The following is a 768-nucleotide window of genomic DNA, read 5'->3' as shown; positions in this document are numbered from 1 at the left end:
GGCAGCTGGTCCTCACCACGGTGACCGGCGGGGCGGCGTCCGGCCGGGTGATCGGGGAGCTGCCCGACACCGGGGGCTCGCAGCGCCACGTGCGCTGGACGGTGGACGAGTTCGGCGGGCACGCGGCGTGGGTGGACGGCCAGGAGCGCGTCCACATCGTGCCCTCGGGCGTCCCCGCCAACCAGCCGCTGACCTCGCTCGACGCGGACGACGCCTCCCATGTGCGGGCGAAGGACGCCGGCACCGTGCCCAGCCGGGTCACCGGCGTCATGCTGTCCAAGCCGGCCGCCCGCTGGACGCTGACCGTGCGGGACGCCGTGACGGGCCGGACGGTCGACACCGTCACCGGCGGCCCCGCCCGCGGCCGGCTCGACGTCGGCTGGCACGGCATCCGCCCGAGTGCGTCCCGCGACGTGTTCCTGCCGAACGGCAGGTACGCCTGGACGCTGTCGGTCGCCCCGGCCGACGGGGTCGGCCCCGACCTCAGGCACAGCGGTGCGTTCGAGCTGTACGACGGCAGCCCGGTGCGCCGCGACCACACGGGCGGCGACGGCCTCGGCGACGCGCTCACCCTCAACTCCAAGGGCGGCCTGACCTTCCACGCGGCCGACGGGACGGGGAGGTTCGGCTACAAGGTCTCCGCCTCGGGGTGGTCGGCGTCGGTGGTGGCGGTGCCGTTCGGGGACCTCGACGGCGACCGGTGCAACGACGTGCTGGTGCGGATGACGGACGGCTCGCTGCGCGGCTACCGGCCGGGCTGCGGCAAAC

At 75.7% G+C, this 768-nt stretch carries 1 pseudogene; it reads left to right on the top strand.

The features are described 5' to 3' along the window. Nucleotides 1-768, top strand: a pseudogene (locus QC029_RS30430) (VCBS repeat-containing protein); the annotation flags it as partial.

This window comes from Streptomyces sp. DH37 (genome assembly GCF_029813835.1).
GTDB lineage: Bacteria > Actinomycetota > Actinomycetes > Streptomycetales > Streptomycetaceae > Streptomyces.
Note: the sequence above shows the minus strand (reverse complement) of the source record. Positions and strands in the feature narration are given on the sequence as shown.